Below are 24792 nucleotides of genomic sequence, written 5' to 3'. Positions count from 1 at the left end.
CAGGTCTTTCTTCAGCGGTTGCGCTGGTTCATTGCGACCAGCTTCTCGAACAGGCTCACGTCCTGTTCGTTCTTGAGCAGCGCGCCGACCAGCGGCGGCACGCTCACCTTGTTGTCGGCGCTTTGCAGCGCGTCCAGGGGGATATCTTCGGCCACCAGCAGCTTGAGCCAGTCGATGAGCTCGCTGGTCGAAGGTTTTTTCTTCAGCCCGGGCAGGTTGCGCACATCGTAGAAGGTCTTCATCGCGACCGACAGCAGCTCGGCCTGCAGCTTGGGAAAGTGCACGGCGACGATCTGGCGCATGGTGTCGGCGTCGGGGAACTTGATGTAGTGGAAGAAGCAGCGGCGCAGGAAGGCGTCGGGCAGCTCCTTCTCGTTGTTCGAGGTGATGAAAACCAGCGGACGGTGCTTGGCGCGGACCATTTCCCGGGTTTCGTAGCAGTAAAACTCCATGCGGTCGATTTCGCGCAGCAAATCGTTGGGAAATTCAATGTCCGCTTTATCGATTTCGTCAATCAGTAATGCCACGGGGTGATCGGCGGTAAATGCCTGCCACAGCACGCCCTTAATGATGTAGTTGTGAATGTCCTTGACGCGCTCGTCGCCGAGCTGGCTGTCGCGCAGGCGGCTCACGGCGTCGTATTCATACAGCCCCTGCTGGGCCTTGGTCGTAGACTTGATGTGCCACTGCAACAGCGGCATGTCGAGGGCCTGGGCCACTTCCTCGGCGAGCATGGTCTTGCCGGTGCCGGGCTCGCCCTTGACGAGCAGCGGGCGCTGCAAGGTGGCGGCAGCATTCACCGCCAGCATCAGATCCTGGGTCGCTACGTAGTTTTGTGAACCTTGAAATTTCATGGCGGTATATCAGCGTAAGTATTGATGGGGTCGTTTGACGGTTGCTGCCTATAATCATTTCGCTCCACGAGGCAAAGCAGAACTTCCAAAGGATTGTGCTCGCAAAATGAATCAGACTTTGACCACGATATTTGCCTTGACTGTCGCCTGCGTGACCGGCACGGCCCAGGCCCAGGATGTACGGGGCGATGCGAAAGCCGGAGCTTCCAAGGTGGCCATGTGCATAGGCTGCCATGGCATTCAAGGGTACCAGGCCAGCTTTCCCGAAGTGCACAAGGTGCCCATGATCTCGGGCCAGGGCGCGGGCTATATCGCGGCCTCGCTGGTCGCCTACCAGAAAGGCGAGCGCAAGCACCCGACGATGCGCAGCATCGCCAACTCGCTGACCGAGCAGGACATCGCCGATGTCTCGGCATTCTATGAAAACCAGGTTGCGCCCAGCACCGCCACCAAGCCCGCGCGCGAGCCCAGCGTGCAGGTGGCCGAACTGCTCAAGCGCGGCGCCTGCATCTCCTGCCACGGCGACAACTTCGCCAAGCCCATCGATCCGAGCTACCCCAAGGTCGCGGGCCAGCATGCCGACTACCTGTATGTCGCGCTCAAGTCGTACAAGATCGACAAGAACCCGCAGGTCGGCCGCACCAATGGCGTGATGGCCGGCATTGCCCAGCAGTTCACCAACCAGGAACTCAAGCAGCTCGCAGACTATATAGGTCGGCTGGATGGCGATCTGAAGACGGTGCCGCAGGCCAAGTTCCGCTGAGCCTATTTCGGCGCTCGCAGTTGGATGCCTTTGAAACTGGCGCGTTCCAGCAAGGAGGCAGCGAGCCCTTCGACGAGCTCAGGACGCCGCCCAGTCCACTGCGCACCGAGGGGGATGCCCTCTTGCGTCCCTTGTTCATGGGGAAGCCGGGGCCCGCCCAGGGCGCCAGCGGCTCAGGGGGGCCTAATCCTTTGTAGCCCGGCGCTGAACGCAAGCGATATAACCATCCCCATCCGGCGGGCGCCCCGCGCGCTGGCTTTCCCAGAGCATCTGGCCCAGGCATTCCATGGCCGCGTGGTGGGCCTCATGCAGCGAATCGAGCCGGCGCGTGAGCAGTTCGACGGCCTGGCGTATGCCGCGCGGCTGGTCGATGCTGCACTGCTCGCTGATCGACAGGTGCATGGACAAATGCAGGAACGGGTTGGTCTGGCCGGGCGGGTCTTCGTAGTTGCGCGCCACGGCCGCATCGGCATCGGCGAGCTCGGCAAAGTACTCGGGGTGCTCGGCAATCCAGAGGCTGGCCAGGGTTTCGATGGCTTCCATTGGCGCATCGGCGAGCATCTTGGCGCGCACCCCGCAGAAAAAGCGCCGGACATCGGCTTGGGAAGGGTTGAACATGATGGCGCGCAGCGTAGCACGGGTGCTGCGCTGCCTGCACACGCAGGTTTGAGTCCACGCCTAGAATGGACGGTTTTTCGCACCGCGCTTCCTGATTCATGGACCTGCAGACCTGGTTGGCCTTTTTCCTTGCCGCGTGGATCATCGCGGTGTCTCCGGGCTCGGGCGCGGTGCTGTCCATGAGCCATGGCCTGCGCTACGGCCTGCGCCAGGCCAGCCCGACCATCTGGGGGCTGCAGCTGGGCCTGCTGCTGGTGCTCGTTATCGCGGGCGTAGGCGTGGGCTCGCTGCTCGCGGCGTCGGCCTGGGCGTTCAATATCGTCAAGGTGGTCGGTGCGCTCTACCTGATCTATCTGGGCTTCTCGCAGTGGCGATCGAGCACCGGCCCGCTGGCCGAAGACAGCGCACCGGCCGTGGCACTGAGCCTGCGCCGCCGCCTGCTGACCGGCTTCCTGACCAATGCGACCAACCCCAAGGGCATCATCTTCATGGTCGCCGTGCTGCCGCAGTTCATGACGCCCAGCCGGCCGCTGTGGTCGCAACTGCTGATCCTCGCGCTGACCATGCTCGCGGTCGACGCGACGGTGATGCACGGCTATGCGGCCGGAGCGAGCGCCCTGCGGCGCCTGATGCGCAGTCCGCGTGCGCTGCGCGTCCAGAACCGGGTGTTCGGCGGCCTGCTGATGGCCGTGGGCCTGGGCCTGTTCTTCGTTCAGCGCGGCACGCAGTAGGGCGCCTCGCGCCCTTGTCGCCTGCCAGACAACGGCCAGGCCGCGCGCCCACTACAGTGGGCTGCATGCGTACCTTTACCTCCTATTCCGAAGTGCTGTCCTGCCTTGGCCAGGAAGTCGCGGTGACCGACTGGATCACGGTCACCCAGCAGCAGATCCAGCTGTTCGCCGATGCCACCGGCGATCACCAATGGATACATGTCGATCCAGAGCGCGCTGCGGCCGGGCCCTTCGGCACGCCGATCGCCCACGGCTTTCTGACGCTGTCGCTGCTGCCGCGCTTCTTTGAAAGCGCGTTCGCTTTCGAAGGCGCGCGCATGGGCGTGAACTACGGTCTGAACCGCGTGCGCTTTCCCGCGCCCGTGCCCGTGGGCAGCCGCCTGCGCGCGCGCATGACGCTGCAGCAGGCGGAGCGCATCGAGCCCGACGGCCTGCAGATGGCCTGGGCCGTGACCATAGAGCGAGAAGGCAGCGAACGGCCGGTGTGCGTGGCCGAGTCACTCATTCATAGTTATGGAGCGCCTCACTGAGGTGGAAGCGTGATCGAGCTTTCAGTCTGGTCGGGCACCAGAAAAGCCCAACTGGCGCCAGGCCTCGAACACGCTCACGGCCACCGCATTTGACAGGTTGAGGCTGCGCTGGCCGGGCAGCATGGGCAGCCGCAGGCGCTGTCCAGGCGCAAAGCTTTCGCGCAGTGCCACGGGCAGGCCGCGCGTTTCCGAGCCGAAGATCAGCCAGTCACCGGCTTCGAACTGCGCCGAGTGCAGGGGATTGCTGCCGTGCGAGGTCATGGCGAACATGCGGCCGGGGTCGGGCTGTTCGTCGCGCAGGAAAACGGTCCAGCCCGCATGCCGCTTGACCTGGGTGTACTCGTGGTAGTCGAGTCCCGCGCGGCGCATGAGCCGGTCTTCCATGGAAAAGCCCAGCGGCTCGATCAGGTGCAGCGTGCAGCCGGTATTGGCGGCGAGCCGGATGACATTGCCCGTGTTCGGGGGGATTTCGGGCTCGACCAGGACGATATGAAACATGTCCCTATTGTCGTGGCAGGCGCTGGGTGCGCGCGACAACCATGGCGCAAATATGGCTTGCCCCCGCACGGCGCAGCGCCTGCGCGGCCGCATCGAGCGTGGCGCCCGTGGTCATGATGTCGTCGACCAGCACCACGCGCTGCCCCGCCAGGCGCGCCGTCTGCCACGCCGGTACTTCGAACGCGCCGCGCAGGTTGCGCAGCCGCCGGTCGCGCTGCAGTCCGCTTTGCGCCGGCGTATGGCGTGCGCGCACCAGCAGGTGCGCGCAGTCGGGCGCCTGCGGCAAGGGGGCGCAGTTGCCTGCCAGCGCCCGGGCCAGCAGCGCGGCCTGGTTGAAGCCGCGTTCGCGCAGCCGCTGGTCGGACAGCGGCACGGGCACGATCCACCGGGCCGAGGCCAGCGCGGCCGACACGCCGGGCACGCGTGCGAGCAGCTGTGCGAGCGCATAGGCGGCGCCCGGGTCCTGCTGGAACTTGAGCTGCGCGAGCAGCAGCGACCAGGGATAGCCATAGTCCACGGCCGCCCAGGCGGCGTCGAAGGCCGGCGGCGCGCGCAGGCAGGCGCCGCATTCGGCTGCGCCTGCGGGCAGCGGCAATGCGCAGCGCCGGCAGCGCGGCTGGGTGCCGGCCCAGCGCGCCGTGCAGTCGCCGCAGACGCGCTGGCTGGGCCAGCGTCCGCAGATGCCGCACTGGCTGGGCAGGGCCTGCTGCACCTGCGCCAGGCCCTGGAGCAGCCATGGACCGGGGCGGAAAAACATGGCCAGCACTATACGCCGGGCGCCGTGCGCCCGGCGCGTTTTTTCGGGCTGTGGCCCAATGTCGGCAGGGGCATGCCCAGCGCTGTCCCGCCGAATATCCCGCCCTGTTGTCTGCCCTGGTTGTCCGTATGTCTGATCTGCTTCCTCCCACCATCGATCCCGTGGCCGCCGCGCGCTGGCATCAGGCCGCGCCGCCGCTGTCGCCCTGGCTGCACGAGGAAATCGCGCGGCGCATGGAAGAGCGGCTCGAATGGATAGTGCAGGCGCCCAAGCGCTGGTGCCACTGGGAGCCGGTGCGCGGCGGGCTGCAGGCCCATGGGCTGCTTGCCGCACGCTATCCCCAGGCCAGCGTGCAGGTGCACGAAGGCGCGCCACTGCGCATGGCCGTGGCCCAGGAGCAACTGGGCAAGCGCTGGTGGCAGCCCGCGCGCTGGCTGGGCGGCGCCGTGCAGTTCGGCCTGCCTGCGGCCGGCAGCGTCGACATGCTCTGGGCGAACATGGCGCTGCACACCGCGGCCGATCCGCAGCAACTCATCAACCAATGGCACCAGGCGCTTGCCGTCGACGGCTATGTGATGTTCTCCTGCCTGGGTCCCGACACGCTGCGCGAGCTGCATGCGGTCTATGCCCAACTGGGCTGGCCCGTGCCCGGCCACGCGTTCACCGACATGCACGACTGGGGCGACATGCTGGTACAGGCCGGGTTTTCCGAGCCGGTGATGGACATGGAGCACATCACGCTGACGTTCGCGACGCCGCAGCGCCTGCTGCAGGAACTGCGCGAGCTCGGCTGCAATCTGCACCCGGCGCGCTTTGCGGGCCTGCGCGGGCGCCGCTGGCGCCGTGCGCTCGAGCAGGCGCTGCAGCAGCGGCTCGCATCGCCCGCACACGACGGTCAGTTGGCGCTGACTTTCGAAATTGTGTATGGCCATGCCTACAAGCCCACGCCCCGGCTGCGCGTGAGCGAAAGCAGTGCCGTTTCCCTCGAGGACATGCGTTCCATGTTGCGTGGTGGGCGCAACCCGGGTTTGCGCTAGTCCGAATGTCACTTTCCGGTCATTGCTTTGGCGGCTTCCCGACATACAATTTTTGCAATGACACATAAGAGCGGGTCACGGGGGCGAGCAAGTCGCACGCGTTGACCACGTGAAAGAGCTTTCCTTGCGGGCCGCACTTCAAGGCAGGGAAGGAACCCTCGGCGTTGCTGCCACGATGGGAGAAAAAATTGGTGTTTCGCTTTGCCACGGGGTCGGGCCAGCGGGTTGACGGGCGACTGGCTCGCGCATGGGATGAATTTCGTCTGAAACGGTGGACTACCGCCGGCGCGCAGGCGCTGGCGGGGTTGTGCTCTGCCGTTGCTGCCTTCGGGGTGCAGCCACAGCGTAGACTGCATTCTCCGGCCGCTGGTTCCAGCGCGCCGAATTTCCTTGTTTCGGGTGGGCGCAGCCCACGCACGGCCGGGCCGCAGTGTGGCGCCGCGCCTTCTTTTTTTGTCCATGCCGGTTCTGCGCGGGGAGGGTGCGAACGGGTGAATGACCGCCGCGCGCTTGCCCGCGGGCGGTGCGGTCAAGGGTGCTGACCCAGCGCGGCAGCCCAGTCGATTGGATAACTTGAGGCTTAGACGTAAGTGAGAACTATGAAAAGCATTTCCTCCAAGCTGGAAGCATTTGTCGCGATGGCAGGCATCGGGTTGGGAACGGCAGCCCACGCCGTCCAGGACCTGCCGGGCGGCCCGGCCGTGAATCAGCTCAACCTGCATCCGGCCGTGACGCGCATCGCCCAGGAGCAGCAATTCCTGCACTGGATGATGCTGGGCATCTGCACGGTGATCTTCGTAGGCGTGTTCGGCGTCATGTTCTATTCGATCTGGAAGCACCGCAAATCGCGCGGCGCCAAGGCGGCGAATTTCCACGAGTCGGTCACTGTCGAAGTCATCTGGACCATCGTGCCGTTCATCATCGTGATCCTGATCGCATTGCCGGCCACCAAGGTGCTGGTGGCGCAGAAGGACACGACCAACGCCGACCTGACGGTCAAGGTCACGGGCTACCAGTGGAAGTGGGGCTACGACTACATCAACGGTGAAGGCGAGGGCCTGGGCTTCGTCTCCACGCTCGACAGCAGCCACCGCGCGATGTCGGACAGCGGCGATGTGCGCAACGCCCCGGTCGACTACCTGTTCAAGGTCGACAACCCGATGGTCGTGCCCGTCGGCAAGAAAGTGCGCGTGATCACCACCGCCAACGACGTGATCCACTCCTTCATGGTGCCGGCCTTCGGCATCAAGCAGGATGCGATCCCGGGCTTCGTGCGCGACACCTGGTTCCGCGCCGAGAAGGTCGGCGACTACTACGGCCAGTGCGCCGAGCTGTGCGGCAAGGAGCATGCCTACATGCCCATCCACGTGAAGGTGGTCAATTCGGCGGAGTACACGCAATGGGTCGATGGTCAGCGCAAGCTCGCCGCGGCCAAGCTCGACGACCCGACCCGGGTCTGGGAACTGATGCCACTGGTTGCGCGCGGCGAGAAAGTCTATGCGGCCAACTGCGCGGCCTGCCACCAGGCCAATGGCCAGGGCGCGGGGCCGATCAAGGCGCTCGACGGCTCGGCCGTGGTGCTCAATACCGACCATGCCCAGCAGATCCGCATCCTGCTCGACGGCGCTGCCAACGGTGCCATGCCGTCATGGAAGCAACTGAGCGATACCGACCTCGCAGCCGTCGCCAGCTACACCAAGAACGCCTGGTCCAACCAGACCGGGCAGGTGGTGCAGCCGTCCGAAATCGTCGCTGAGCGCAGCAAGTAAGCCGGCCCCAACGTACCGAGGAATCGAAGATGAGCGTAGTAATTGACAACCACGGGCCGGCAGCAGGCCATCCGGACCACGCGGGCCACGACCACCACCATGCGCCGCCCACGGGCTGGCGCCGCTGGCTCTACGCGACCAACCACAAGGACATAGGCACGCTGTACCTGTTGTTCGCGTTCACCATGCTGATGGTCGGCGGCGTGCTCGCGCTGCTGATCCGCGCCGAGCTGTTCCAGCCCGGCCTGCAGCTCGTGAACCCCGAGCTGTTCAACCAGCTCACGACCATGCACGGCCTGATCATGGTCTTCGGCGCGATCATGCCGGCCTTCGTGGGCTTTGCGAACTGGATGATTCCGCTGCAGATCGGCGCGTCCGACATGGCCTTCGCGCGCATGAACAACTTCAGCTTCTGGCTGATGGTGCCCGCCGGCGCGCTGCTGATCAGCTCGTTCTTCATGCCCGGCGGCGCGCCCGCGGCCGGCTGGACGCTCTATGCGCCGCTGACGCTGCAGATGGGCCCGTCCATGGACACCAGCATCTTCGCGATGCATGTGCTCGGCGCCTCGTCCATCATGGGCTCGATCAACATCATCGTCACCATCCTCAACATGCGCGCGCCCGGCATGACGCTGATGAAGATGCCGATGTTCGCCTGGACCTGGCTGATCACCGCCTACCTGCTGATCGCCGTGATGCCGGTGCTCGCCGGCGCGATCACCATGACGCTGACCGACCGCCACTTCGGCACCAGCTTCTTCAACCCCGCGGGCGGCGGCGACCCGGTGATGTACCAGCATATCTTCTGGTTCTTCGGCCACCCCGAGGTCTACATCATGATCCTGCCGGCCTTCGGCATCGTCAGCCAGATCGTTCCCGCGTTCGCGCGCAAGCGCCTGTTCGGCTATGCGTCCATGGTCTATGCGACCGCATCCATCGCCATCCTGTCGTTCATCGTCTGGGCGCACCACATGTTCACCACCGGCATGCCGGTCACGGGCCAGCTGTTCTTCATGTACGCGACCATGCTGATCTCCGTGCCCACGGCGGTGAAGGTGTTCAACTGGATCGCGACCATGTGGCGCGGCTCCATGACCTTCGAGACGCCGATGCTGTTCGCCGTCGGCTTCATCTTCGTGTTCACCATGGGCGGCTTCACCGGCCTGATCCTGGCGATGGCGCCCATCGACATCCAGCTGCAGGACACCTATTACGTCGTCGCCCACTTCCACTACGTGCTGGTTGCGGGCTCGCTGTTCTCGATGTTTGCCGCCTACTACTACTGGGCGCCGAAGTGGACCGGCGTGATGTATTCCGAAACCCGCGGCCGCATCCATTTCTGGGGCTCGCTGGTGACGTTCAACATCACCTTCTTCCCTATGCACTTCCTGGGCCTGGCCGGCATGCCGCGCCGCTACGCCGACTACCCGATGCAGTTCGCCGACTTCAACATGCTGGCGTCCATCGGTGCCTTCGGCTTCGGGCTGATCCAGGTGTATTTCTTCCTGTTCGTGGTCGTGCCCGCGATGCGCGGCAAGGGCGAGAAAGCGCCGCAGCGCCCCTGGGAAGGCGCCGAAGGGCTGGAGTGGGAAGTGCCTTCGCCCGCACCGTTCCACACCTTCGAGAACCCGCCCAAGCTCGACCCTACCGCGACCCGCGTGATTGGATGAGAACATGGCAATGTCGCCCGAACAACGTAAAAGCAATCTGCGCCTGGCACTGATCCTGGCCTCGATCGCCGCCGTCTTCCTGGCGGGGTTCGTGGCCAAGATGCTGTGGCTGGGTGCGCAGTAAAAGGACCGCCGTGGGAATGCGCCAGGAAAACATGAAGATGGTCGGCAAGCTGGCGGTGATCGCCGTCGGCATGTTCGCCTTCGGCTATGCGCTGATTCCCATCTACAAGCATGTCTGCGAAGCGCTGGGCATCAACATCCTCGCGATCTCCGAGCGCCAGGTGCCGGGCAATGGCCAGATCGGCCCGAATGCGAAGCTGCCGGCCAACTCCCAGGTCGACATGAGCCGCACCATCACCGTCGAATTCGACGCGAACGCGCGCGGCCCCTGGGACTTCAAACCGCGCCAGCGCTCGGTGCAGGTGCATCCGGGCGAGCTCATGGTAGTCGAGTACGAGTTCCAGAACGTACAGAACCGGCGCATGGCCGCGCAGGCCATTCCAAGCTATGCGCCGCACCAGGCGGCCGCGCATTTCATCAAGCTCGAGTGCTTTTGCTTCAACCAGTACACGCTGGAGCCGGGCGAGAAAAAGGAATGGCCCGTGGCCTTCATCATCGACCCGAAGATTTCCAAGGACGTGACCACGATCACACTGTCGTACACCTTCTTCGAAGTCGGCGGCAAGACGCCGCCCGCGCCCGCCGGAGGCCTCAAGCAGCCGGCAGCACGCCAGGCTGCGGCGCCGGCCGTTCAGGAGCCCACGCTGTGACCGGCCCGGACAAAAAGAAAAAAGCCTCGGCGCTGCGCACCATGCGCGCCATGCTGTGGGCATTGCTGGGCGTGCGCAAGGGCAGCGACTACCAGAAAGACGTTGAAAGCATCACCCCGCTGCAGGTGGTGGTGGGGGGGCTGGTGGCCATTTTTCTATTGGTCGCAGGCTTGATCTTGATTGTGAACTGGATCGTCTGAGCGCCAAGCTACGGACGGACGCAAGGACCTAGAGAGTCAGGAGCAGGAAATGAGTGGAACTACCCAGGGCGCAACACCCTACTACTACGTGCCCGGCGAATCGCGCCATCCGATCATGGCGGCGGCGGGCCTGTTCTTCGTGATCCTCGGCGCGGGGCAATGGATCAACGGCCACGAATGGGGAAAATGGAGCCTGTTCTTCGGCCTCGCCTGGTGGCTGGTCGTGCTCTACCAGTGGTTCCGTGATGCGATCCGTGAAAGCGAAAGCGGGCTTTACGGTCGCAAGATCGACCTGTCGTTCCGCTGGAGCATGAGCTGGTTCATCTTCTCGGAAGTGATGCTGTTCGGCGCGTTCTTCACCGCGCTGTGGTGGGGCCGCGCGCACTCGGTGCCTACGCTGGGCGGCATAGAGAACGCCTTGCTCTGGCCGGATTTCAAGGCCGTCTGGCCGAGCATGGCCGCCGGCGCCACGGCCTCGCCAGCGGGCATCGTCGAGCCGTTCCAGACCGTGGGCCCCTTCTGGCTGCCGACCATCAACACCGCGCTGCTGCTGACGTCGGGGGTCACCCTGACCATCGCTCACCACGCGCTGCGCGAGAACCTGCGCGGGCGCACGATCGCCTTCATGTGGGCCACGGTGGTGCTGGGCTTCGTCTTCCTGTGCGTGCAGGGCTATGAGTACTACCACCTCTACACCGACCTGAACCTCAAGCTGTCCTCGGGCATCTTCGGCTCGACCTTCTACATGCTCACGGGCTTTCACGGCTTCCACGTGTTCGTAGGCATGCTGATGCTGTTCTTCATCACGCTGCGGCTGCAAAAAGGCCACTTCACGGCCGACAAGCACTTCGGCTTCGAAGGTGCGGCCTGGTACTGGCACTTCGTGGACGTGGTCTGGCTGGGCCTGTACGTGCTGGTCTACTGGATGTAGGCAGCGAGTAGCGGCGAAGGCCGCCGCTGTGCAGGGCCGGCTGTGCGCCGGCCCTCGGCTTTTCTAGCGCCCCACCGGCAGCCCCGTAGGCTGGATAAGCCCAAGTTTCCAGCTGATCAGCAGGCACAGGAACAGCACCACCGACAAGCCCACACGCAGCGCAAGCGCACGCGCCATGTGCTGGCTGCGGCGGCGGTTATCCTCTACGCCATCGCGTGGGCGGCGCATCATGAAGAACAAGGCGCTGCCCAGGCTGGCCAGAATGCCCAGAAAGGCCAAGGCGATGAAGATTTTCATGGAGACCATTATCCGGTGAGTAAAAGCACAAGGCCAGCGGGTTGGCCAGTAGGCGCGCGCTTCTGGGTGATCACCTTGGCAGCGGTGCTGGGAATTGCCGCCACCGCCGCGCTGGGCTGCTGGCAGCTCGACCGTGCGGCCCAGAAGCAGGCGCTTGGCGCCGCCATCGAGGCCCGCGGCCAGCAGGCGCCGCTGTCCGGCCCGGCGCTGCTGCAGGCGCTGCAAGCTCCGGCGGCAGACCTGGTCCACCGGCCCGTGGCGCTGCAGGGCCGCTGGCTGGCGGACCACACGCTGTATCTTGACAACCGGCAGATGAACGGGCGCCCGGGCTTTTTCGTGCTCACGCCGCTCGCGCTCGACGGGCCCGCACCGGCCGTGGTGCTGGTGCAGCGCGGCTGGGTGCCGCGCAATTTCCAGGACCGCACGGCACTCGCGCCCGTGGACACGCCCCAGGGCCCGGTGGCGGTCACGGGCCGGCTCGCGTTGTCACCCGCACGGCTGTACGAAATGGCAACCGGTGCAGACCCTGTTCCCGAAGCGTCGCCTATCCGACAGAATCTCGACATGGCCCGGTTTCGCGCGCAAAGCGGTCTGCCTTTGCTGCCCATGAGCGTGGTGCAGACGGGGGCGGACAGCGAAGGCCTGCAGCGCGACTGGCCCCGCATCGATGCGGGGGTGGACAAGCACTACGGCTATGCATTTCAATGGTTTGGTATCAGTGTCCTGATGGCGGTTCTCTATGTCTGGTTTCAACTCTTCCGACGCTTCATTCGACCGCGCCAGCAGCCCACCGCCTGAGCGCGCCGCTGCCGAGCCGCTGGGCCTGAGCGTGCATGGTCTGCCCGCGGCGGGCGAGGCAATGCAGGCCGTGCAGCGCACGCGCTCCGGCCGCTGGCAGATGATAGGCGTGCTGCTGGTCTGCGCGGCCCCGGTCATCGCCTCCTACTTCACCTATTACGTGGTCCGACCCGAAGGACGGCGCAACTTCGGCGAATTGATGGAGCCGCAGCGCGCGCTGCCCGATATCAATGCACGCACGCTGGCCGGTGCTTCGGTTCCACTCGCATCGCTCAAGGGCCAGTGGCTGCTGGTCAGCGTGGCAGGCGGGCAGTGCAACGCCGCCTGCGAGGAACACCTGTACCTGCAGCGCCAGTTGCGCGAAAGCCTGGGCCGCGAGAAGGACAGGCTCGACTGGGTCTGGCTGGTCAATGACGCGGCCCAGCCCCCCGCGGCCCTCGCCCCGGCGATGGCCCAGGGCCAGGTGCTGCGCGTCGACTCCCAGGCCCTGGCCGGCTGGCTGCAACCGGCGCAAGGCCAGCGCCTCGAAGACCATCTGTATCTCGTCGATCCCATGGGAAACTGGATGATGCGCATGCCCGCATCGCTGGACAAATCCAGCGCCGCCAAGGCCAAGCGCGATCTCGACCGCCTGCTGCGCGCGGCCGCGTCCTGGGACACCGCGGGACGCCCGGATGCTGCGGCCACTCCCCGTTGATACACCGCTGACATGCCGCCCCTTTCTTTCCGAGTTCCCGCATGAGCCTTGCCGCCACCGTCTGCGCCCCTTCGCGCGCCGCCCAGTTCTATGCGCTGACCAAGCCGCGCGTGGTGCAACTGATTGTTTTCTGTGCCCTGATCGGCATGGTGCTGGCCATACCGGGCCGGCCCGCATTTGACCAATTGGTGCTGATGGGTGTCGCCTGCGCCGGCATCTGGCTGGTGGCAGGCGCGGCCGCGGCGTTCAACTGCCTGGTCGAAAAAGGCATAGACGCGAAGATGAAGCGCACGGCCTGGCGGCCCACGGCCAAGGGCCAGCTGTCGGACGGCCAGGCACTGGCGTTTTCCACGCTGCTGTGCGCCGCGGGCTCGGCGCTGCTCTACGTCTGGGTCAATCCGCTGACCATGTGGCTCACGCTCGCCACGTTTGTCGGCTACGCCGTGGTCTATACGCTGATCCTCAAGCCGCTGACGCCGCAGAACATCGTGATAGGCGGCGCCTCGGGCGCGATGCCGCCGGTGCTGGGCTGGGCCGCGGTGACCGGCCAGGTAGGGCCCGAGGCGCTGATCCTGTTCCTGATCATCTTCCTGTGGACACCGCCGCATTTCTGGGCGCTGGCGCTGTACCGCGTCGAAGATTACCGCCAGGCCGGCCTGCCCATGCTGCCCGTGACCCATGGCAATGAATTCACCCGTCTGCAAGTGTTTCTCTATACGCTGGTATTGTTTGCCGGATGCCTCCTGCCGTTTGTCTTCGGCATGAGTTCCTGGCTCTACCTGGTGGCTGCCGTGGTGCTCGGTTTCGGCTTCTGCGCCTATGGCTTTCGGCTGTGGCGCAATTACTCCGATGCCCTGGCGCGCAAGACCTTCCGGTTTTCGCTGATCCACCTGAGCCTCCTGTTCGCCGCACTGTTGGCGGACCACTATATTTTCTGAACGACTATGGACAAACGACGTGTATTGAAGTTGTTGCTGGCCTCGGCGCTGGGCACGGGTGCGGCGGGCCTGCTGGCGGGCTGCGGCCGTGAAACCAAGGCGAGCTTTCAAGGGGTGGACGTGACCGGCGCCGAATATGCGCGCGACTTCGCGTTGCCCGATGCCTCGGGCCAGCAGCGCAGCCTCAAGGACTTTGCGGGCAAGGTGGTGGTGGTGTTCTTCGGCTACACCCAGTGCCCCGATGTCTGCCCGACATCGCTGCAGGAACTGGCCGAAGTCAAGACGCTGCTGGGCGCCGATGGCGATCGCCTGCAGGGCATTTTTGTCACGCTGGACCCGGAGCGCGACCAGCCCGAAATGCTCAAGGCCTACATGGAAAGCTTCGATCCGAGCTTCGTGGCCCTGCGCGGCACGCCCGAGCAGACCGCAGCCATCGCCAAGGATTTCAAGATCTTCTACAAGAAAGTCGACGGCCCGACGCCCGAAAGCTACACGCTGGACCATTCGGCCGGCAGCTATGTCTATGACCCCGCGGGGCGGCTGCGCGTCTACGAGCGCTACGGCAGCGGGCCGCAGGTGCTGACTGCCGACGTGCGCACGCTGCTTGCCGAGAAGGCTTAACAGGGCGGGGCGGGCCCTGGCCCGCCCAGGTGAGGTTATTGTGCCGTGATCTTCTGGCTGCGAATGATGTCGCCCATCACCTTGGCATCGGTGCGTATGCGGTTGGCCAGGCCTTCGGACGACGTGCCCGCGACCTGCCAGCCCTGCGCGAACAGCTTGGCGCGGATGTCGGGGTGGCGGGCGATTTCGCTGAGCAGCGCGCCCAGGCGCTCGACGACGGGCCGGGGCATGGAGCGCGGCGCGGCGACCGCGTTCCAGATTTCCATCTGGTAGTTGGCAATGCCGGCTTCCGACAGGCTGGGGTACTCGGGCACCAGCGCCGAGCGGCTGGTCGACGTCACGCCGATCACGCGCAGCTTGCCGGCGCGTGCCTGGGCCGCGGCCATGGCCGGGGGCAGCAGGGCCAGTTGAATCTGTTCGCCGATGATGGCGTTGATGACCTGAGGGTTGCCGGGGTAGGGCACATGGACCGGAGCGATGCCGGCGCGCGTCTTGAGCAGTTCCATGCCGATATGCGCGACCGTGCCTATGCCGGGGCTGCCATAGCTCCACTTGTCGCCGCTGGCGCGCGCGGCCGCGAAGAGTTCGGCGGCCGTGCTGCCGGGCGCCTGGGCCGATGCCGCCAGCGCCAGCGGGGCGGTGGCGATCAGGCTCACGGGCTGCAGATCCTTGAGCGGGTCGTACGTGGCCTTGGGGTTGATCAGCTTGGCGATGGTCATGTTGCCATTGATCATCAGGCCCAGCGTGTGGTCGTCGGTGGCATGGGCAACGGCATCGGCACCGATGTTGCCGCCCGCGCCGACCTTGTTTTCGACCACCACCGGCTGGCCCAGCATCCTGGCCAGCGGCTCGGCCAGCGTGCGTGCGACCAGGTCGGGTGACGACCCGCCAGGGAAGCCGACGATCAGCTTGACCGGGCGCGTGGGCCAGTTGGCCGGGGCGGCGGCATGCGCCTGCACGCCGACCGTGCCGGCGATGCAGGCCGCCCAGGCGATCGCCGTACGGCGGGTCAAAGTGGAAAACATGGCGAACTCCTCGAAGATAGTAGTTGGGGCCCTGGCTGCCTGCTCCTGCAGCCGCTCGGTGCACGCAAAAAAAGCGCACAGCCTGCAAAGGCGGTGCGCCGATTATCCCTGCCGGGAGACTCAGGCGTATTCGGCCAGCGTCTTCTTCATTTTCTTCATGGCCGCCGATTCGATCTGGCGGATGCGCTCGGCGCTCACGCCGTAGACCGCGGCGAGTTCGTGCAGCGTCATGCCGCCCGAGCCGTCGTCGTTGACCTTGAGCCAGCGCTCCTCGACGATGCGCCGGCTGCGCTCGTCCAGACCGCCCAGCGCCAGGCTGATGCCGTCGGTGGCCAGCGCGTCGCGCTGGCGCGACTCGATCATCGCCGTGGGTTCGTGCGAACCATCGGCCAGGTAGGCGATGGGGCCGAAGGCGTTCTCGCCGTCATCGGAGGGCGAAGGATCGAGCAGCACGTCGCCGCCCGACATCCGGGTTTCCATTTCGATGACTTCTTCACGCTTGACGTTGAGCTTTTGCGCAACGGTGTCGATCTCATGCGGGCTCAGCGTGTCGCGGTGGGTGCTCTCGTCGAGCGCCGCGGCATCGGCCTTGAGCCCTTGCTTCATCGAGCGCAGGTTGAAGAACAGCTTGCGCTGGGCCTTGGTCGTGGCCAGCTTGACCATGCGCCAGTTCTTCAGGATGTATTCGTGGATCTCGGCCTTGATCCAGTGCATGGCGTAGCTCACCAGGCGCACGCCCTGTTCGGGGTCGAAGCGCTTGACGGCTTTCATCAGGCCGACATTGCCCTCCTGGATCAGGTCGCCGTGCGGCAGGCCGTAACCCAGGTATTGGCGCGAAATGGCCACCACCAGACGCAGATGCGACATCACCAGGCGACCGGCCGCGTCCAGGTCGCTGTCATTCTTGAGGCGGCGCGCGTAGTCCTGCTCTTCTTCCAGAGTGAGCATGGGAAGACGATTGACCGCCGTGATGTAGGCGTCCAGGTTGCCCAGCGGAGGTACCAGCGCCCAGGGGTTGGTGGGCGCCAGGGTGGTCGTCGCAATGTTTGCGGATGTGGAGGTCATTGAAGTCCTTTCTTCCATATCTTCATGTTAGCAGTCTATTGGAGAGAGTGCTAAGGCAGAAGTTCCTTAACCATTGCAATTGGAGGTTGACGGCAGCATGGTCCATGCTTGCGGCTCGGCCTTGCTGTCATGGGTGCCGTGGTCAGCGCCCATGCATCCGGGAAATTTCCTTTTCTCACATCCCGGATGCCGCATCCGTGCCTCCGCCAAAGACCTTGTAGAGCGTGACGCGGTTGCTCGCCTCGGTCAGTCGCAGGCTGATCCGTTCCTGGCGCGCCGTGTAAAGCGTGCGCTGCGCGTCCAGTGTGCCGAGGTAGCTGTTCATGCCGTTTCGAAAACGCGCTTCGGCCAGCGCGTAGCCTCTCTGGCTCGCATCGACCAGCCTGCGATGCGCATCCAGTTGCTCGTCGAGTTGCTGGCGCGCGGCCAGGGTGTCGGAGACTTCCGCAAAGGCAGTCTGGATCACGCGTTCATAGCCCGCCACGCCCATATCCTTCTGTATCGTCGCGATATCGAGCGAGGCCCGCAATGCGCCGGCATTGAAGATAGGCAACGTGACGCTGGGCATGAACGACCATGTACGGTTGCCACCGTCGAACAGGCTGGACAGCTGATCGCTGCCGCGCCCGGCCGACGCGGTCAGCGAGATCGACGGAAAGAATGCCGCGCGCGCGGCACCGATGTTGGCGTTGGCCGCCTGCAGCGTGAACTCGGCCGCGCGCACGTCGGGGCGCTGCAGCAGCACGCTGGAGTCTATGTTCGGCGGCAGCGTTGCCAGCGCGATTCCTGCATGGAGCGCGGTCTCGTCGGGAAACAGCCCGGCCTCGACCGGCGAGCCCACCACCAGGTCCAGTGCAATACGCGACTGCGCAAGCTGCGTCGTGAATGCGGCAACATCGGCGCGTGCGCGCTCGACGCTGGCCTGCACCTGGGCCAAGTCGAGTCCCGACGCGGCGCCCCGCGCATGCAGGTGACCTGTGAGAAGCAGGGTTTCGTGCTGACTTTGCAGGGTCTGCTGCGCCAGCGCAAGCCGCTGCTGGTCCGCCGACACCGTCAACCAGGTCGCGGCGACTTCCGCGATCAGGCTCAGCCGTGCGTCGCGCTGGGCCTGCTCGGTCGACAGGTAGGTGGCGAGCGCTTGGTCGTTGAGGCTGCGGATGCGGCCGAACAGATCCAGCTCCCACGCGCTGAATCCGACCTCGACCGACGCACTGCGGCCGGACGCGGCTCCGTCGCCGGGATTGGACGCGCCGCCGCGGCGCGCGCGGGTCTCGTTGGCGGTCGCCGCGACGCCAGGCAGCAGGTCCGCGCGGCCGATGCGGTAGCGCGCACGCGCCTGCTCGATGTTGAGCACGGCGACGCGCAGGTCGCGATTCTCCGCCAGCGCCAGCGCGATGACCTGCTGCAGGCGCGGGTCGAGGAATACGTCGTCCCATGCCAGACGGGCGACTGCGGGGGCTTGGGCCGTTTCATTGCCGGCCACTCCGATGCTGGACGGCACCGGGGCGGCAGGCGGCGCGTAGCGGGGGGCGAGGCTGGTACAGCCGGCCACGATCGCCGCGCTGGCGAGCGCCAGCGTCAGCCTGGACAGTGCGATACAGATCATCGGGTCACCTCGTCGGCGGATGCCACCAGCGCAGCCCCAACCGGGAACCTGCGGCGACCAGGGAACAGACTGCGCACGATGATGTAGAACAGCGGCACGAAGAAGATGCCCAGCAAAGTCGACACCAGCGTGCCGCCGAGAACCCCCGTGCCCAGGGAGTGCCGGCCACCGGCACCGGCGCCGCTGCTGACGACCATCGGCAGCACGCCGAGCATGAAGGCCAGCGATGTCATCAGGATAGGGCGCAGGCGCATGCGGGCGGCTTGCAACGTCGCGTCGATCAGCGACATGCCTTTCTCCTCAAGCTCCTTGGCGAACTCGACGATCAAGATGCCGTTCTTGGCCGACAGGCCCATGACCGCGAGCATGCCGACCTGAAAGTAGATGTCGTTCGACAGTCCGCGCATCCACGTGGCCAGCAGCGCGCCGACGATGCCCACCGGCACCGCCAGCATGACCGAGATGGGGATGGACCAGCTCTCGTAAAGCGCCGCCAGGCACAGGAACACGAACACCAGTGACAGCACGTACAACAACCAGGCCTGGTCGCCAGCGGCCTGCTCCTGATACGACAGGTCCGACCACGAATAGCCGACCCCGCCGCCCAGTCCGTCGACCAGCTCGGCAATCGCCGCCATTGCATCGCCGGAACTGGTGCCGTCGGCGGCAGTCCCGGTGATCTCCATCGCCTCGACACCGTTGAACCGGTTGAGCACCTGCGGCGCATAGCCCCATTCGGCGCTGGAGAACGCGGAAAACGGCACCATGCCGCCCGCGCTGTTGCGCACGAACCAGCGGCCTATGTCGTCGGGCAGCATGCGTGCGTAGGCCTCGCCCTGTACGTAGACGCGCTTGATCCGGTTGTTATTGAGGAAGTCGTTGACATAGCTGCCGCCCATGATGATCGCCAGCGTGCTGTTGATGTCGGCGGCAGCCAGACCCAGTGCACCGGCTTTGTCGTCATCGATATCGATACGGTAGTTCGGCGCATCTGCCAGGCCGTTGTAACGCACGCTGGTGATGCGGGCGTCGCTGTTGGCCAGCTCCAGCAGGCGGCTGCGTGCCTCGGCCAGCGCCTCGTGTCCGTTCCCGCCTACGTCCTGAAGCTGCAGGGTGAAACCGGATCCCGTCCCGAGGCCGTTGATCGCGGGCGGGGAAATCGCAATCACCTGCGCGTCGCGCTGCGAGCCCCTCATGGCATTGGTGATCCGCTGGGCGATCTCGCTGGCGGATGCGTCGCGCTCGCTCCAGTCCTTGAGCCGGATGAATCCCATCGCCGAGTTCTGGCTGCTGCCAGCGAAGCTGAAGCCGGCGATGGTCATCACACCGTCGACTTCGGGCTGGTCGACGATGAACTTCGTCGTGGCATCGATCGCCAACTGGGTCCGCTCCTGGGTCGAACCGGAAGGCGCGTTGATCATCACCATCAATCGGCCCTGGTCCTCCTGCGGCAGGAACGAGCTGGGCAGCAGCCAGTACAGCAAGCCCATCACGCCAATGAGCAGCACATAGACGGTGACACCCGTTCCTCGGCGCGCGACCAGCTTGCCCAGCCCGACTCCATAGGCGTTCGTACCATGGTCGAACGTGCGGTTGAAGCGCCCGAAGAAGCGGCCGAGCAGGCCCTTGTGCGACGGATGGCCGCCTTTTTCTATGGGCTTGAGGACGCTCGCGCACAGGGCAGGACTCAGTGTCAGCGCGACCAGCAGCGACAGGATCATCGCCGCGGCAATGGTGATCGCGAACTGCCGGTAGATCTCGCCGGTCGCACCGCCGAAAAATGCCATGGGCAGGAACACCGCGGTCAGCACCGTGGTGATGCCGACCAGCGCACCGGTGATCTGACCCATAGACTCGTGCGTGGCTTCGCGCGGCGACAAGCCTTTCTCGGACATCACGCGCTCGACGTTCTCGACGACGACGATTGCGTCGTCGACCAGCAGGCCGATCGCCAGCACCATGGCGAACATCGTCAACGTGTTGATCGAATAGCCCATCGCCGCGAGAACGCCGAAGGTGCCCATCAACACCACAGGCACGGCGATCACAGGGATCAGCGTCGCCCGCCAGTTTTGCAGGAAGAGGTACATCACCAGCACGACGAGCACCACCGCCTCGAACAGTGTCTTGACCACTTCCTTGATCGACAGACGCACGAAGGGCGTGGTGTCGTAGACGACTTCGTACTTCAGCCCGGTCGGAAAATACGGTTGCCGCGCCTCCAGCTCGGCCAGGACCGCGTCGGCCACCGCGAGCGCGTTTGCGCCCGCCGCCAGCTGCAGGCCAATGCCCGATGCCGGCTTGCCGTTGAACTGCGACCGTGACGCGTACGACTGGGCGCCCAGCTCAATGCGGGCGACGTCGCGCAAATAGACGTTTGCGCCGCCGATATTGGAGCGCAGCGTGATCGCTTCGAACTGCTCCACGGTGCGCAGCTTGCTGCGCGACGTCACGGTGGCGTTGAGCTGCTGGCCTTCGACGGCCGGCAGCGCACCGAGCGCTCCGGACGACACGTCGGTGTTCTGCGCGGCGATTGCGCTGCTGACATCGGAGGGCATCATCGCGTAATGCCGCATCTTCTCCGGGTCGAGCCAGATGCGCATGGCGTATTGCGCACCGAACACGTTGATGCCACCGATGCCGTTGATTCGGCTGATCGGATCCTGCAGGTTCGACACCATGTAATCGCTGATGTCCGTTGCGTCCATGCTGCCGTCGCTGGACAGGAACGCCAGCACCATGAACGAGCTGCCCCTGGACTGCTTGTTGACGGTCACGCCGTTCGCGGTGACGACGTCGGGCAGCATGGGCTCGGCCTGCGACACACGGTTTTGCACCTGGACCTGTGCGGTGTCGGGATTGGTGCCGGAGTCGAAGGTCAGCGTCACCGAGGCGTTGCCCGTTGAGCTGCTGTTGGAGGACATGTACAGCAAATTGTCGAGCCCGGTCATCTGCTGCTCGAGAATCTGCGTGACCGAGTTCTGCACGGTCTCGGCAGAGGCGCCGGTGTAGACGGCGCTGACCGTGATCGACGGCGGCACGATGTTGGGATACTGCGCAAGCGGCAGTTTGATGATCGCAAGAATGCCGGCGAGCGTGATCACGATGGAGATCACCCACGCGAAGATGGGGCGGTCGATGAAAAAGCGTGCCATGGTGGACCTCAGTTCGCCGCAACGCCAGCACGCGCCGGCGCAACGGCCGGGGCTGTGACTTCGACGGGGCGCACGAGCATTCCCGCGCGCGCACGTTGCGCGCCTTCGACGATCAGGCGGTCGCCGGCCGCGAGGCCCTCGGCGATGATCCAGCGGTCGCCCACTGCGGCGCCGGTGCGCAACTGCCTCTGTTCGACCTTGCCCTCGGCATCGACAACCATGGCCTGTGCCTGGCCTTTTGCGTTGCGGGTGACCGCCTGCTGCGGCGCCAGGATGGCCGCTTCGTCGAAGGCCATCGCCAGCACCGCGCGCACGTACATGCCCGGCAGCAGCACATGATCGGGGTTGGGCACGACCGCGCGCAGGCGGACCGAGCCGGTGGATTCGTCGACACGCGCGTCGACGACCTCCAGCGTGCCGGTGTGGGCGTAGGTGCTGCCATCCTCAAGCTCGACGCTGACCTGCGCCTTGCCGTCCACCGCCCGGAGCTGGCCGGCGTCGAGGCGACGCCTCAGCTGCAGCAATTGCGAGCTCGACTGGGTCACGTCAACGTAGATCGGATCGAGCTGTTGAATCGTTGCCAGCACCTCGGCCTGGCCTGCGCTCACCAGCGCACCGGGCGTGTAGCTCGACATGCCGATGCGCCCGCCGATCGGCGCGGTGATGCGGGTGTGGTCAAGGTTGATGCGCGCGACCTCCAAGGCGGCGCTGGCGGCCACGACCGCTGCCTCGCTCTGGCGCAGCATCGCGATCGCGTCCTCGCCATCCTGCCGGCTGACGGCCTCGAGCGCGACCAGGGTTTCGTAGCGCTGCGCCTTCGGCCTGGCCGACAGAACGGCAGCCTCGGCCTGTGCCAGATTTCCACGCGCGACCCCGAATGCTGCCTGGTATGCGGCCGGATTGATCTCGTACAGCACCTGACCGGCCTTGACGGTCTGGCCTTCGGTGAACAGCCGCTTTTGCAAGATGCCGCCAACCTGAGGGCGCACGTCGGACGTCATGTGCGCCATGGTGCGACCGGACAGCGTCAGGCTGACCGGCAGCCGTTGCGTGGCGACCGTGTGCACGCCGACTTCGGGCGCCGCCTGCGGTGAGGGGGGCGCCTGCGGCGAGCAGGCGCAAAGGACCAGGGCGACCATGCCGGCGAGCGGCAGGGGGGCAATGGAAAGCAAGGACGGGCGTGACGGAAGGGAAGGCATGAAGGGCTCAGGGTGTGTCTGAAGCTCGCCATAATCCGACGCGAATGTGGAGCAAATTTGAAGAATGGCCGCAGATGCTTGCGTCGGCAACGCTTCGAGGGATTAATAGCGATCTTCCCAAGGCCTATCCATGATCAAACCCGGCATTACCTCGAAGCTGTTCCTTGCGATCCTGGCCGCATGCGCGGTCGTGGTGGTGGTCTATGGCGTGACGGCACAGGTCTTTTTGCACAGCACGTTTGCCGACTACCTGCGCGAACAGGACGTGGCACGCATCGCCGAGCTGATGCCGCGCGTCGAAGCCGCCTATGTGGAGGCCGGCAGTTGGGGGCCCATCCGCGAGAGCGCAACCGACCGGTTCACCCTGCTGAAGCCGCAGCGCGTGCCGGGCCCGCAGCCGTATCCGCGCCCGGTGTCGGACCAGACCGGCGCCATGTTCCGGATCGCATTGCTGGATCGCGACTACAGCGTCGTGCTCGGCAACCCCGATGCGGGCCGCGACGACGTATTGCAGCCTATCGTGGTTGGCGGCGCGACCGTCGGCTGGATGGCGATGGTGCCGTTCAAGAAGGTGCTGGCCAGCGCCGAGTCGCGGTTCTATTCCGCACAGCTGCGGGCATGGTGGCTGATCGGTATCGCCTCGGTGCTGGTGGCCGCGCTGATAGGCTGGCTGCTGTCGCGTACGCTGCTGCAGCGGTTGCGCGGCCTGGCCGGCGCAACCCATCGCCTGGCCGCCGGTGACTATGCGACCCGCATCGATGGGGATGTACCCGACGAACTCGGCCAGCTGGCGCGCGACTTCAACCAGCTCGCGCAGGTGCTGGAGCACAACGAGCGTGCCCGGCGCGGTTTCATGGCGGATATCTCGCACGAACTGCGCACGCCGCTTGCCGTGCTGCGCGCCGAACTCGAGGCGCTTCAGGACGGCATCCGCCCGATGGCGCCCGCCTTGCTGTCGGCACTGCACCAGCAGGTCGGACAGCTCGGTCAACTGGTCGATGACCTGCACGATCTTTCGCTGACCGATGTCGGCGCGTTGGCATATCGCCGAGAGCCTGTCGATCTGGTGGTGGTGCTCGGCGCCGTTCTCAATGGCATGCGGGGGCGATTTTCCGCCGCCGGATTGGCACTGCGCACGCCGATCGAGCCGGGGCCTTTCCTGGTCAACGGCGATGAATTCCGGCTGCAGCAGCTGTTCGCGAACCTGCTCGAAAACGCGCTGCGCTACACCGACGCGGGCGGTGACGTCGTGGTCTCCTGCACCCGCCGCGACGGCATGGTGCAGGTCGTCATCGAAGACAGCGCGCCCGGGGTAGAAGCCGGCAAGCGCGCCCGCCTGTTCGAGCGCTTCTACCGTGTCGAAGCCTCGCGCAACCGCGCCAGCGGCGGCAGCGGCCTGGGCCTGGCCATCTGCCGCAACATCGTCGAAGCGCATGAAGGCGAGATCGATGCCGAGGCCTCGCCGCTCGGCGGCCTGCGCATCGTGCTGGTGCTGCCTGCTCTGGTGCAATGATGCAGGACGTCTCCGGCCACATCCTCATCGTCGAGGACGAACCGCGCCTGGCTGCCGTGCTCGGCGAGTATCTGCAGGCGGCCGGCTACACGCATCACTGGATCGATGACGGTGCCTTGGCGCTGGAGGCATTCCGTACCCAGGTGCCGGATCTCGTGCTGCTCGATCTGATGCTGCCCAACCGCGACGGGCTCGACATCTGCCGCGATCTGCAACGCTTCGGCGCGGTACCCGTGATCATGATGACCGCGCGCGCCTCAGAGATCGACCGGCTGCTCGGGCTGAAGATCGGCGCCGACGACTACATCTGCAAGCCGTTCAGCCCGCGCGAAGTCATCGCGCGCGTCCACGCGGTGCTGCGCCGCCATCGTCAGGTACCGGGCAGCATGGCCGCACGGGGCCTCCTGATCGATGAGGCCGCCTGCCGTGCCAGCGTTGACGGCAGGCCCTTGGACCTGACACAGGTCGAGTTCCGCCTGCTTCGAACACTGGCCGCATCCCCCGGGCGCGTCTATTCGCGAGAGCACCTGATGGAGCGGCTCTACGCCGACCACCGCATCGTTACCGACCGGGCCGTAGACAGCCACATCAAGAACCTGCGCCGCAAGCTTGTCGAAGTCGGCGCAGGGGACTGGATCCGTTCTGTCTATGGTGTCGGCTACCGTTTTGAGGCCTGAAGCCGCAAGGTCGACGGCCCCCGATGTCCACCGGCAGCGAGACCACCGATCGATGACCCGGATCGGCGGT

26 protein-coding genes are annotated in these 24792 nt (G+C 65.5%); 16 read left to right on the top strand and 10 right to left on the bottom strand.

Annotated features, from left to right (window positions below; all coding sequences use genetic code 11):
- Positions 1–11: 11 nt before the first annotated feature.
- Positions 12–854, bottom strand: a complete 843-nt coding sequence (locus GVL12_RS03555; RefSeq protein WP_159911261.1) for a MoxR family ATPase — start codon at positions 852–854, stop codon at positions 12–14.
- 106 nt (positions 855–960) lie between these two features.
- Between GVL12_RS03555 and GVL12_RS03550 the strand changes: the two genes are divergently transcribed.
- The gene (locus GVL12_RS03550; RefSeq protein ID WP_159911260.1) at positions 961–1617 is read left to right on the top strand and encodes a cytochrome c; all 657 of its coding nucleotides are present in this window, start codon (positions 961–963) and stop codon (positions 1615–1617) included.
- A 183-nt stretch (positions 1618–1800) separates the two neighbouring features.
- On the opposite strand, the gene GVL12_RS03545 is transcribed toward GVL12_RS03550, so the two are convergent.
- Complete coding sequence (locus GVL12_RS03545) at positions 1801–2235, bottom strand: DUF1841 family protein (protein ID WP_159911259.1); 435 nt, start codon at positions 2233–2235, stop codon at positions 1801–1803.
- A 98-nt stretch (positions 2236–2333) separates the two neighbouring features.
- Here GVL12_RS03545 and GVL12_RS03540 point away from each other — a divergent pair, with 98 nt between their 5' ends.
- The gene (locus GVL12_RS03540; protein WP_159911258.1) at positions 2334–2966 is read left to right on the top strand and encodes a LysE family transporter; all 633 of its coding nucleotides are present in this window, start codon (positions 2334–2336) and stop codon (positions 2964–2966) included.
- 65 nt (positions 2967–3031) lie between these two features.
- Complete coding sequence (locus GVL12_RS03535; RefSeq protein ID WP_159911257.1) at positions 3032–3496, top strand: MaoC family dehydratase; 465 nt, start codon at positions 3032–3034, stop codon at positions 3494–3496.
- Positions 3497–3517: 21 nt separating this feature from the next.
- On the opposite strand, the gene GVL12_RS03530 is transcribed toward GVL12_RS03535, so the two are convergent.
- Both GVL12_RS03530 and GVL12_RS03525 read right to left on the bottom strand, forming a co-directional pair.
- Positions 3518–3994: a tRNA (cytidine(34)-2'-O)-methyltransferase gene (locus tag GVL12_RS03530; RefSeq protein ID WP_159911256.1), complete on the bottom strand. Its 477-nt coding sequence runs from the start codon at positions 3992–3994 to the stop codon at positions 3518–3520.
- Positions 3995–3998: 4 nt separating this feature from the next.
- On the bottom strand, positions 3999–4751 hold the full coding sequence (locus GVL12_RS03525; RefSeq protein ID WP_159911255.1) for a ComF family protein: 753 nt from the start codon (positions 4749–4751) through the stop codon (positions 3999–4001).
- Between the two features lie 128 nt (positions 4752–4879).
- On the opposite strand from GVL12_RS03525, the gene GVL12_RS03520 reads away from it, so the two are divergent.
- The 7 genes from GVL12_RS03520 (at position 4880) to GVL12_RS03495 (ending at position 11131) form a co-directional block, all read left to right on the top strand.
- Positions 4880–5788, top strand: coding sequence for a biotin synthase (locus tag GVL12_RS03520; protein ID WP_159911254.1), 909 nt, complete (start codon positions 4880–4882; stop codon positions 5786–5788).
- 599 nt (positions 5789–6387) lie between these two features.
- Positions 6388–7557 (top strand): cytochrome c oxidase subunit II, encoded by a 1170-nt coding sequence (gene coxB / locus GVL12_RS03515; protein ID WP_159911253.1) that lies wholly within the window; start codon positions 6388–6390, stop codon positions 7555–7557.
- A gap of 29 nt (positions 7558–7586) precedes the next feature.
- Entirely contained in the window at positions 7587–9227 is a 1641-nt protein-coding gene (ctaD, locus tag GVL12_RS03510) for a cytochrome c oxidase subunit I (protein WP_159911252.1), read from the top strand.
- 4 nt (positions 9228–9231) lie between these two features.
- Positions 9232–9351, top strand: coding sequence for a cytochrome oxidase small assembly protein (locus GVL12_RS26460; RefSeq protein ID WP_235033794.1), 120 nt, complete (start codon positions 9232–9234; stop codon positions 9349–9351).
- 16 nt (positions 9352–9367) lie between these two features.
- The gene (locus GVL12_RS03505; protein WP_235033793.1) at positions 9368–10000 is read left to right on the top strand and encodes a cytochrome c oxidase assembly protein; all 633 of its coding nucleotides are present in this window, start codon (positions 9368–9370) and stop codon (positions 9998–10000) included.
- Positions 9997–10200 carry a DUF2970 domain-containing protein gene (locus GVL12_RS03500; RefSeq protein ID WP_200843471.1) on the top strand — a complete coding sequence of 68 codons (204 nt, stop codon included), beginning with the start codon at positions 9997–9999 and terminating at the stop codon, positions 10198–10200. Before GVL12_RS03505 ends, GVL12_RS03500 begins: the two co-directional genes overlap by 4 nt.
- Before the next feature lie 49 nt (positions 10201–10249).
- Positions 10250–11131 carry a cytochrome c oxidase subunit 3 gene (locus tag GVL12_RS03495; protein ID WP_159911250.1) on the top strand — a complete coding sequence of 294 codons (882 nt, stop codon included), beginning with the start codon at positions 10250–10252 and terminating at the stop codon, positions 11129–11131.
- A 63-nt stretch (positions 11132–11194) separates the two neighbouring features.
- Here the strand turns inward: GVL12_RS03495 and GVL12_RS03490 are convergent, their stop codons facing one another.
- Positions 11195–11428 carry a twin transmembrane helix small protein gene (locus GVL12_RS03490; protein ID WP_200843470.1) on the bottom strand — a complete coding sequence of 78 codons (234 nt, stop codon included), beginning with the start codon at positions 11426–11428 and terminating at the stop codon, positions 11195–11197.
- 66 nt (positions 11429–11494) lie between these two features.
- Between GVL12_RS03490 and GVL12_RS03485 the strand changes: the two genes are divergently transcribed.
- From GVL12_RS03485 to GVL12_RS03470, 4 genes are read left to right on the top strand one after another with little or no spacing between them, the layout of a single operon-like run.
- Positions 11495–12226, top strand: a complete 732-nt coding sequence (locus tag GVL12_RS03485) for an SURF1 family protein (RefSeq protein ID WP_200843469.1) — start codon at positions 11495–11497, stop codon at positions 12224–12226.
- Positions 12168–12923, top strand: coding sequence for a hypothetical protein (locus GVL12_RS03480; protein WP_159911248.1), 756 nt, complete (start codon positions 12168–12170; stop codon positions 12921–12923). Before GVL12_RS03485 ends, GVL12_RS03480 begins: the two co-directional genes overlap by 59 nt.
- Positions 12924–12964: 41 nt before the next feature.
- Positions 12965–13861: a heme o synthase gene (cyoE, locus tag GVL12_RS03475; protein WP_159911247.1), complete on the top strand. Its 897-nt coding sequence runs from the start codon at positions 12965–12967 to the stop codon at positions 13859–13861.
- Positions 13862–13867: 6 nt separating this feature from the next.
- On the top strand, positions 13868–14482 hold the full coding sequence (locus tag GVL12_RS03470; RefSeq protein ID WP_159911246.1) for an SCO family protein: 615 nt from the start codon (positions 13868–13870) through the stop codon (positions 14480–14482).
- 35 nt (positions 14483–14517) lie between these two features.
- Here GVL12_RS03470 and GVL12_RS03465 read toward each other — a convergent pair whose 3' ends face one another.
- The 5 genes from GVL12_RS03465 to GVL12_RS03445 form a co-directional block, all read right to left on the bottom strand.
- Positions 14518–15507 carry a tripartite tricarboxylate transporter substrate binding protein gene (locus GVL12_RS03465; RefSeq protein ID WP_159911245.1) on the bottom strand — a complete coding sequence of 330 codons (990 nt, stop codon included), beginning with the start codon at positions 15505–15507 and terminating at the stop codon, positions 14518–14520.
- A gap of 120 nt (positions 15508–15627) precedes the next feature.
- Positions 15628–16572: an RNA polymerase sigma factor RpoH gene (rpoH, locus tag GVL12_RS03460; RefSeq protein WP_159911244.1), complete on the bottom strand. Its 945-nt coding sequence runs from the start codon at positions 16570–16572 to the stop codon at positions 15628–15630.
- Between the two features lie 175 nt (positions 16573–16747).
- On the bottom strand, positions 16748–18178 hold the full coding sequence (locus GVL12_RS03455) for an efflux transporter outer membrane subunit (protein ID WP_159911243.1): 1431 nt from the start codon (positions 18176–18178) through the stop codon (positions 16748–16750).
- Positions 18175–21333 (bottom strand): efflux RND transporter permease subunit, encoded by a 3159-nt coding sequence (locus tag GVL12_RS03450; protein ID WP_159911242.1) that lies wholly within the window; start codon positions 21331–21333, stop codon positions 18175–18177. Before GVL12_RS03450 ends, GVL12_RS03455 begins: the two co-directional genes overlap by 4 nt.
- 8 nt (positions 21334–21341) lie before the next feature.
- Positions 21342–22532: an efflux RND transporter periplasmic adaptor subunit gene (locus GVL12_RS03445; RefSeq protein ID WP_159911241.1), complete on the bottom strand. Its 1191-nt coding sequence runs from the start codon at positions 22530–22532 to the stop codon at positions 21342–21344.
- Between the two features lie 130 nt (positions 22533–22662).
- Between GVL12_RS03445 and baeS the strand changes: the two genes are divergently transcribed.
- Together baeS and GVL12_RS03435 are read left to right on the top strand one after the other, a co-directional pair.
- The gene (gene baeS, locus GVL12_RS03440; RefSeq protein ID WP_200843468.1) at positions 22663–24045 is read left to right on the top strand and encodes a sensor histidine kinase efflux regulator BaeS; all 1383 of its coding nucleotides are present in this window, start codon (positions 22663–22665) and stop codon (positions 24043–24045) included.
- Positions 24045–24722, top strand: coding sequence for a response regulator (locus GVL12_RS03435; RefSeq protein ID WP_200843467.1), 678 nt, complete (start codon positions 24045–24047; stop codon positions 24720–24722). The genes baeS and GVL12_RS03435 overlap by 1 nt, the downstream gene beginning before the upstream one ends.
- Positions 24723–24792: the final 70 nt, after the last annotated feature.

The sequence above is a fragment of the Pantoea sp. 18069 genome (assembly GCF_902706035.1).
GTDB lineage: Bacteria > Pseudomonadota > Gammaproteobacteria > Burkholderiales > Burkholderiaceae_C > Comamonas.
This window is presented reverse-complemented; position numbering and strand designations above follow the sequence as displayed.

Coding starts and splice junctions, on each gene's coding strand:
- GVL12_RS03555 (WP_159911261.1), bottom strand. CDS start 854: ATGAAATTTCAAGGTTCACAAAACTACGTAGCGACCCAGGATCTGATG.
- GVL12_RS03550 (WP_159911260.1), top strand. CDS start 961: ATGAATCAGACTTTGACCACGATATTTGCCTTGACTGTCGCCTGCGTG.
- GVL12_RS03545 (WP_159911259.1), bottom strand. CDS start 2,235: ATGTTCAACCCTTCCCAAGCCGATGTCCGGCGCTTTTTCTGCGGGGTG.
- GVL12_RS03540 (WP_159911258.1), top strand. CDS start 2,334: ATGGACCTGCAGACCTGGTTGGCCTTTTTCCTTGCCGCGTGGATCATC.
- GVL12_RS03535 (WP_159911257.1), top strand. CDS start 3,032: ATGCGTACCTTTACCTCCTATTCCGAAGTGCTGTCCTGCCTTGGCCAG.
- GVL12_RS03530 (WP_159911256.1), bottom strand. CDS start 3,994: ATGTTTCATATCGTCCTGGTCGAGCCCGAAATCCCCCCGAACACGGGC.
- GVL12_RS03525 (WP_159911255.1), bottom strand. CDS start 4,751: ATGTTTTTCCGCCCCGGTCCATGGCTGCTCCAGGGCCTGGCGCAGGTG.
- GVL12_RS03520 (WP_159911254.1), top strand. CDS start 4,880: ATGTCTGATCTGCTTCCTCCCACCATCGATCCCGTGGCCGCCGCGCGC.
- coxB (WP_159911253.1), top strand. CDS start 6,388: ATGAAAAGCATTTCCTCCAAGCTGGAAGCATTTGTCGCGATGGCAGGC.
- ctaD (WP_159911252.1), top strand. CDS start 7,587: ATGAGCGTAGTAATTGACAACCACGGGCCGGCAGCAGGCCATCCGGAC.
- GVL12_RS26460 (WP_235033794.1), top strand. CDS start 9,232: ATGGCAATGTCGCCCGAACAACGTAAAAGCAATCTGCGCCTGGCACTG.
- GVL12_RS03505 (WP_235033793.1), top strand. CDS start 9,368: ATGCGCCAGGAAAACATGAAGATGGTCGGCAAGCTGGCGGTGATCGCC.
- GVL12_RS03495 (WP_159911250.1), top strand. CDS start 10,250: ATGAGTGGAACTACCCAGGGCGCAACACCCTACTACTACGTGCCCGGC.
- GVL12_RS03490 (WP_200843470.1), bottom strand. CDS start 11,428: ATGAAAATCTTCATCGCCTTGGCCTTTCTGGGCATTCTGGCCAGCCTG.
- GVL12_RS03480 (WP_159911248.1), top strand. CDS start 12,168: ATGTCTGGTTTCAACTCTTCCGACGCTTCATTCGACCGCGCCAGCAGC.
- cyoE (WP_159911247.1), top strand. CDS start 12,965: ATGAGCCTTGCCGCCACCGTCTGCGCCCCTTCGCGCGCCGCCCAGTTC.
- GVL12_RS03470 (WP_159911246.1), top strand. CDS start 13,868: ATGGACAAACGACGTGTATTGAAGTTGTTGCTGGCCTCGGCGCTGGGC.
- GVL12_RS03465 (WP_159911245.1), bottom strand. CDS start 15,507: ATGTTTTCCACTTTGACCCGCCGTACGGCGATCGCCTGGGCGGCCTGC.
- rpoH (WP_159911244.1), bottom strand. CDS start 16,572: ATGACCTCCACATCCGCAAACATTGCGACGACCACCCTGGCGCCCACC.
- GVL12_RS03455 (WP_159911243.1), bottom strand. CDS start 18,178: ATGATCTGTATCGCACTGTCCAGGCTGACGCTGGCGCTCGCCAGCGCG.
- GVL12_RS03450 (WP_159911242.1), bottom strand. CDS start 21,333: ATGGCACGCTTTTTCATCGACCGCCCCATCTTCGCGTGGGTGATCTCC.
- GVL12_RS03445 (WP_159911241.1), bottom strand. CDS start 22,532: ATGCCTTCCCTTCCGTCACGCCCGTCCTTGCTTTCCATTGCCCCCCTG.
- baeS (WP_200843468.1), top strand. CDS start 22,663: ATGATCAAACCCGGCATTACCTCGAAGCTGTTCCTTGCGATCCTGGCC.
- GVL12_RS03435 (WP_200843467.1), top strand. CDS start 24,045: ATGCAGGACGTCTCCGGCCACATCCTCATCGTCGAGGACGAACCGCGC.